The following is a 7,117-nucleotide window of genomic DNA, read 5'->3' as shown; positions in this document are numbered from 1 at the left end:
AGCGTTCATCCTGAGCCAGGATCAAACTCTCCATAAAAGTTAAGTTTGTCTAAGCTTATTAAAAAACTGACGTTTCATGTTTTGTTTAGTTTTCAAAGAACTCTTCATCGCCTTGCAGCGACTTTTACAATATATCATTTCACAGAAATGATGTCAAATGTTTTTTGAATCGGTTTTAATTACCTTCCGAATCGACAAGAAATAATATATCATGACGTCTATATCTTTGCAAGTACTTTTTTTTAAATAAAATCTGTTATCTACCAGTAAAACATATTTTCTCACTAAGTATTAGTCAAGTTTCACTTTATAACTAGCATGTACTATGAACAATCTATCGAAGCATCATGTTTTTCCTACTCAAAAAATGGTTACACTTAGCATAAACCGAGGTGTACGATAAAGGAGTTAGTGTATGAACAACAATAGTCTTATTCTAGAAAGATTTCGCCTATCGGTTATTATTCGCATTTTTATCATGCTCGGAGCATTGGTCATTGTATTTGGATTTTCTATTCATTTTCTCGAGCCAAAGGTTTTTCCTTCTATTTTTGATGGAATCTGGTGGGCTATTGTTACTGTATTTACAGTCGGATACGGAGACTATGTACCACAAAGTACATATGCGAGACTCCTCGGAATTTTATTAATACTCCTCGGAACTGGATTCGGTTCTTATTATATGGTTTCTTTCACTACTGAACTAATTAGCAGACAATATTCAAATCAAAAAGGACAAGCTGCTGTATCTCTTAATCGACATCTCATTGTAGTTGGCTGGAATGAAAGGGCTAAACGAGTAGTGAGTCAATATAAAGTATTATATCCACATAAAGATATCGTACTAATAGATGAGACTCTTCCTACCCTACCTTCAGATTATTCTCATCTTTATTTTGTAAAGGGCTGTTCCCATCACGATAAGATTATGCTGCGAGCTGATAGTAAACATGCAGATACAATTCTGATTACAGCTGATAAAGAAAAAAGCGAGGGGGATGCAGACGTTCATTCTGTTTTAACTGTGCTAACTGTAAAAGGAATGAACCCGAATATTTATTGTATTGTAGAAATGCTTACTTCTCATCAAATTGAAAATGCAAAGCGTGCTGGTGCAGACGAAATTGTACAAGCCAATAAGTTAACTAGCTATGTTATGACGGCTTCTATGACGCTCCCATCTTCTTCAGAAACGATTATATCACTTTGTAAGCTATTTACAGCTAACAAAATACAACTCATTCCATTTTTAGAAAAGGATGATCAAAGTCTATTCAGAATATACGGAGAACAATTGTTGAAAAAAGACATGCTCCTCCTAGGAGTGCAAAGAAATGGAGAAAATATCATCCATCCATCTCACCCCTTTTTATTACAAACAGGAGATATATTTATTGTCATCAAAACATAAAAAAGGACCTTTAGCGCTCTGCTAAAGGTCCTTCCCATTCTTATTTCAAGCGTTCTTCTAATTTTACTTTTAATTCTTCAAAACCAGGTTTACCTAATAAAGCAAACATATTTTTCTTATATGCCTCTACACCTGGCTGATTAAATGGATTAACTCCTAATAAATATCCGCTCATTGCACATGCCTTTTCAAAAAAGTACACAAGATAACCGAATGAATATTCGTTAAGCTCAGGAACGTTAACAATTAAGTTTGGAACACCGCCATCATTATGCGCTAATACAGTCCCTTGGAAGGCTTTCTTGTTAACAAAGTCTACTGATTTTCCAGCTAAATAGTTTAAACCATCTAAATCAGATTCTTCCATAGGGATTTCTATTTCATGACGTGGCTTTTCAACATTAATAACTGTTTCAAATAAATCACGACGTCCTTCTTGAATATATTGTCCAAGAGAATGAAGATCTGTTGAGAAGTTAGCAGAAGATGGGAAAATTCCTTTTTGGTCTTTTCCTTCACTTTCACCAAATAGTTGTTTCCACCATTCTCCGAAATATTGAAGTGCAGGTTCATAGTTAACTAACATTTCAATCGTTTTTCCTTTATTGTAAAGGGCATTACGAACAGTTGCATATTGATAAGCAGCATTTTCTTCAAGCTCAGATTTATTGAAATCTTCAAATGCAGCTGCTGCCCCATTCATCATCTCTTGAATGTTTAATCCACTTACGGCAATTGGAAGTAAACCTACAGCCGTAAGAACAGAGAATCTTCCGCCAACATCATCAGGAATAACAAAGGATTCGTATCCTTCTTCATTAGCCAATGTTTTTAATGCACCGCGTGCCTTATCAGTAGTTGCATAGATACGTTTTGTCGCTTCTTCTTTACCGTATTTTGTTTCAAGCATCTTTCTGAAGATACGAAATGCAATCGCAGGCTCAGTTGTTGTACCAGATTTAGAAATGACATTAATAGAAAAGTCTTTTCCTTCTAAAACATCCATAACGTCTTGCAAATAAGATGAACTAATATTTTGACCAACAAAGATAATTTGTGGTAATTTACGTTGCTCTTTAGAAAGGACATTGTAGAAAGAATGATTTAACATTTCAATAGCTGCACGTGCTCCTAGATAGGAACCACCAATACCAATAACAAGCAGTATATCAGAATCTGCTTTAATTTTTTCAGCACTTTGTTGAATTCGTGCAAATTCATCACGATCATAAGCAACAGGTAGATCTACCCAACCTAAGAAATCGCTACCTGCTCCTGTTTTTTCGTGAATTGCATGGTGTGATACCTTAACTGCATCACGCAAATATGTAAGTTCATGTTCACTAATAAACGATAACGCTTTTGAATAATCAAATGTTACGTGTGTCATGTTATTCCCTCCAATAATAGAATACCCATTTCCATATCCACTTTAACGAAACAAAACTTGTAAATCAAGCATACTTCTTTTTGTAAGCGTGTCCATTATAAAGGTTTTATAAAATAGACAAATATTGGATTTTTATGGAATTTACAACGTAAAAAGAGGACGATTGTAATCGCCCTCTTTTTTACAAGGATGCTCGGTAAATGGCAAGAACATCTTCTTTCGTTAGTTTCTTAAAGTTACCAAATGGTCCATTAACGACCGTCTTCTCTGCCATAAGCTCTAACTTATCATCCTGTATACCGTAATCTAAAAGTCGAGATGGTGCACCAATGGAATCCCAAAAATTACGTAAGGCTTCAATTCCTTCTATTGCTATATCACGATCTGATTTTCCCTCGGTATCAACATGAAAGACTCGAACTGCTAATTGTTTAAAACGAGATACGTCTTGATCCAATACATGCTTCATCCAATTCGGGAACAGAATAGCTAGTCCCCCGCCATGTGGAATATCATATACTGCGGATACAGCGTGCTCGATATTGTGAGTAGCCCAATCACCACGAAGACCCATAGAAAGTGTACCATTAAGTGCCATTGTTCCAATATACATAATCGTTGAACGATACTCATAGTTTTGTAAATCGTTGATTAGCTTTGGTGCTGTCTCAATGGCTGTTTGTAATAATGATTCACAGTAGCGATCTTGAACAGGTGTATTTGTTTCTTGATGAAAATAAGATTCCAATACATGACTCATCATATCCACAATTCCATAAACAGTTTGCTTAACAGGAACTGTAAACGTATAGGTTGGATCTAAAATAGAAAACTTCGGATAGGTAACAGGACTTCCCCATCCATATTTTTCATTTGTTTCCCAATTTGTAATAACGGAACCAGCATTCATTTCAGATCCTGTTGCTGCATGGGTTAGTACAGTAGCAAATGGCAGAGCTTCAGCAGCAACTACCTTTTGTATTACTATGTCCCATGCATCTCCTTCATATTTAGAGCCTGCAGCAATTGCTTTTGTGCAGTCAATTACACTTCCGCCGCCTAATGCAAGAATAAACTCAACTCCATTTTTCTTACAAATCTCTACACCTTTACGAACAGTAGAAAGGCGGGGATTCGGTTCAACACCAGCTAATTCCCAGACTGTGGTATGTAAATCCTGCAAAATTTTCGTTACGGCTTCGTATACACCATTACGTTTTATACTTCCCCCACCATATACAAGTAAAACTTTTTTTCCGTACTTCGGAACCTCTATACGCAATTGTTCTATTTGATCTTTCCCAAATATTAGTTTCGTTGGATTTTGAAATGCAAAATTTTGCATAGATTTATCTCCTTTTCTACATTCTTTTATAACCATAACAAAAAAGATACAAATCCCCAAAAAATTTGCATAAGAAATTCTTTTTTAAAACATTCTATAAGTGAAGCAATAATTATTTAGGAGGGAATTAAGATGAGTACACTACAAAGAATTGCTTTAGTGTTTACAATAATTGGTGCAATCAACTGGGGATTAATTGGATTTTTTCAATTTGACTTAATTGCTTCTATTTTTGGAGGAATGGATTCAGCTATAGCTCGTATCGTATACGGTATCGTCGGTATTGCAGGTTTAATTAATTTAGGATTGCTGTTTAAACCTTCCGAAGAGTTTTCTAGAAATCCAGAACCAAGAAACGTTCGATAAGTAATAGGTAAAACAAAAGAGCCCCTTTGGTAGGCTCTTTTGTTTTAGGCAGCATCCTTGCATATGTACAGACATCTACACTTGTTTGATCCATTCGTTCAATTTTTCGCGAAGTGTTTGAAAGCCATCTGGAGAGGGCTTTAGAACTTTCATCGTTGTCTGCTTCATGGATCTCGTCTGTTCTTCAACCGCTTTTAAGGATAAGCTAATTTTTCCGTTCTCCTCATTCACTACTAACACTTTTACTTTAATTTTGTCGCCTACTTTAAGAAAATCATGAATATCCTTCACATATCCATTTGTGATTTCAGATATATGAATCAATCCTTGTGTATGTTCATCTAAAGCTACGAATGCACCGTATGCCTGAATGCCTGTTACAACTCCACTAACTACTGTTCCAGACTGATAAATACGTGTCATAAAAACACTCCTATAAAGTGAAACTTCCCTTACATTATCCCTTAAATACAGGATAATAAAATAAATATTAATGAATTATAACACGTATATTCATTACCTTCAAAAGAATAACAACATCGCTCCATTATTAGCTATTAGCAAAAATATTTTCTATTTTTACGTATATTTTAAAAAAAGGAGGGATACACTGATAGCACATGGCTTTCTAGTATTCCCCCCTTTTTTTAAGACAAAACAGAAATTGTTTTGTCTTTTTTTTGTAAAAATTTCTTAATACGTGAAACAGCTTCTAATAATTGATCCATAGATGTTGCATAAGAACATCGGACATACCCTTCTCCGCTTTTTCCAAATACTGAACCTGGTACAACAGCAACCTTTTCCTCCACAAGCAATTGCTCTGCAAATTCCTCTGAGGTTAACCCGGTAGATTTAATGGAAGGAAACGCATAAAAGGCACCCCCAGGTACATGACAAGAAAGTCCCATTTCATTAAAGGATTTGGTAATAAAATTACGACGTTGGCGATAGCTCTTTCTCATTTCTATCACATCTTGTTCACCATGACGAAGCGCTTCCAAAGCTGCATGTTGAGACATGGTCGGAGCACACATAATTGTATATTGATGAATTTTAAGCATTGGCTCGATAAAATACTTCGGTGCAGCAACAATTCCAAGACGCCAACCAGTCATCGCAAATCCCTTTGAAAATCCAGAAATTAATATCGTATTTTCATACATGTTACGAATAGCTGCAAAGCTTGTAAAGGATTCATCATACACTAGCTCTCCATATATTTCATCTGCAAGTACAATTAAATTGTATTTATCTACAATCTCAGCAATTCCTTCTAAATCATCCTTACTTAATAGTGTACCTGTTGGATTGTTTGGTGAACAAAGAATCATCGCCTTCGTTCTCGGTGTAATCGCTTCCTCAAGTTCTTCAGGTTGAAGCTTAAAATTATGTTCTGGAGAAGTAGAAATAGTTACAGGAATTCCCCCTGCAAGCGATACAGTCGGTGCATACGATACAAAGCATGGCTCTACAACAATGACTTCATCACCAGGATTAATAACAGTTCGAAGCGCAGCATCAAGTGCTTGGCTTGCTCCAATCGTAATAATGATTTGCGACGCATCATAAGATACATCAAATTGTTTTTTTAAATAATGCGACACTTCTTGACGTAATTCAAGTAACCCTGCATTTGCTGTATAGGCTGTAAATCCTTCCTCTAAAGAACGTATGCATGCTTCACGTACATGCCATGCAGTTACAAAATCAGGCTCGCCAACACCAAGGGAAACAACACCTTTCATGCCGGAAGCTAGATCAAAAAATTTCCGAATGCCGGATGGTTGTAAATCTACCGCTGTTTTAGATAGAGTAAAGCTTTTCATGGTGTCACCACAATCCGTTTATCATCATCTGGTTGGTCAAAAATAATGCCATCATGCTTATACTTCTTCAATATAAAATGAGTTGTAGTTGAAACGACGGAATCTAAAGTAGATAACTTATGTGCAACGAAAGCTGCAACTTCAGACATCGTTTTCCCCTCAATTACAATTGATAAATCATAAGCACCAGACATTAAATATACAGATTTCACTTCTGGATAACGATATATTTTCTCTGCAATTTCATTAAAGCCTACATTGCGCTTTGGTGTTACTTTCACATCAATCATGGCTGTTAAGCCTTCTTGTTCTTTTACCTTCGTCCAATCTACTAGTGTTACGTAGTCAACGATGATTTTTTCGTGCTCAAGCTTTTTTATCATCGCCTCGGCTTCTGCCACTTCTATGTCTAGCATTTTTGCTAGCGCATCGATCGGGAGGCGGCTATTTTTTTCTAAGCAATCAAGAAGCTCTAGTTCTTTTTCAGTCATACATGTCATTTCCTTTCTTCAACATAACATTTTATCACAGCGGATAAAATAAGTACCCTTGAATTGAGTATACAAACAATTCTCTATTTTGCAACTTCTTGTTCTATAACATTGTAATAATTTTTTTATTATTATATGACAAAACGGGTGGAAAAGGAGTGCAAGACACTGCATCTAAATGTATATGACAACTAAAAATAGTTAGTAATCATTTCAGAAGATTGCGACAATTATGACACGATTGTAATGTAAGCGCATAAAATAGTAACAAATAAAACTCCTTGC

General features: G+C 35.7%; 7 protein-coding genes. 2 read left to right on the top strand and 5 right to left on the bottom strand.

Features of this window, described 5'->3' with window-relative positions; translation table 11 throughout:
- Nucleotides 1-415 precede the first annotated feature (415 nt).
- Nucleotides 416-1,411 (top strand): ion channel, encoded by a 996-nt coding sequence (locus tag ACM5BR_RS14005; RefSeq protein WP_416828578.1) that lies wholly within the window; start codon nt 416-418, stop codon nt 1,409-1,411.
- A 40-nt stretch (nt 1,412-1,451) separates the two neighbouring features.
- Here the strand turns inward: ACM5BR_RS14005 and ACM5BR_RS14000 are convergent, their stop codons facing one another.
- Both ACM5BR_RS14000 and ACM5BR_RS13995 read right to left on the bottom strand, forming a co-directional pair.
- Entirely contained in the window at nt 1,452-2,801 is a 1,350-nt protein-coding gene (locus ACM5BR_RS14000) for a glucose-6-phosphate isomerase (RefSeq protein WP_416828577.1), read from the bottom strand.
- A 181-nt stretch (nt 2,802-2,982) separates the two neighbouring features.
- A complete protein-coding gene (locus ACM5BR_RS13995; RefSeq protein WP_416828576.1) occupies nt 2,983-4,146 on the bottom strand; it encodes an iron-containing alcohol dehydrogenase in 1,164 nt (387 codons plus the stop codon).
- Nucleotides 4,147-4,278: 132 nt separating this feature from the next.
- Between ACM5BR_RS13995 and ACM5BR_RS13990 the strand changes: the two genes are divergently transcribed.
- Nucleotides 4,279-4,512, top strand: coding sequence for a DUF378 domain-containing protein (locus ACM5BR_RS13990; RefSeq protein WP_416828575.1), 234 nt, complete (start codon nt 4,279-4,281; stop codon nt 4,510-4,512).
- A 75-nt stretch (nt 4,513-4,587) separates the two neighbouring features.
- On the opposite strand, the gene yugI is transcribed toward ACM5BR_RS13990, so the two are convergent.
- The 3 genes from yugI to ACM5BR_RS13975 all read right to left on the bottom strand — a co-directional run bounded on the left by yugI (nt 4,588) and on the right by ACM5BR_RS13975 (nt 6,832).
- A complete protein-coding gene (gene yugI, locus ACM5BR_RS13985) occupies nt 4,588-4,935 on the bottom strand; it encodes a S1 domain-containing post-transcriptional regulator GSP13 (RefSeq protein ID WP_416828574.1) in 348 nt (115 codons plus the stop codon).
- 224 nt (nt 4,936-5,159) lie between these two features.
- Complete coding sequence (locus ACM5BR_RS13980; protein ID WP_416828573.1) at nt 5,160-6,341, bottom strand: aminotransferase; 1,182 nt, start codon at nt 6,339-6,341, stop codon at nt 5,160-5,162.
- Nucleotides 6,338-6,832, bottom strand: a complete 495-nt coding sequence (locus tag ACM5BR_RS13975; RefSeq protein WP_416828572.1) for an Lrp/AsnC family transcriptional regulator — start codon at nt 6,830-6,832, stop codon at nt 6,338-6,340. The genes ACM5BR_RS13980 and ACM5BR_RS13975 overlap by 4 nt, the downstream gene beginning before the upstream one ends.
- Between the last annotated feature and the right edge of the window lie 285 nt (nt 6,833-7,117).

This window comes from Ectobacillus polymachus, from assembly GCF_048159605.1.
In the GTDB taxonomy this organism is placed as follows: domain Bacteria; phylum Bacillota; class Bacilli; order Bacillales; family Bacillaceae_G; genus Ectobacillus; species Ectobacillus polymachus.
This window is presented reverse-complemented; position numbering and strand designations above follow the sequence as displayed.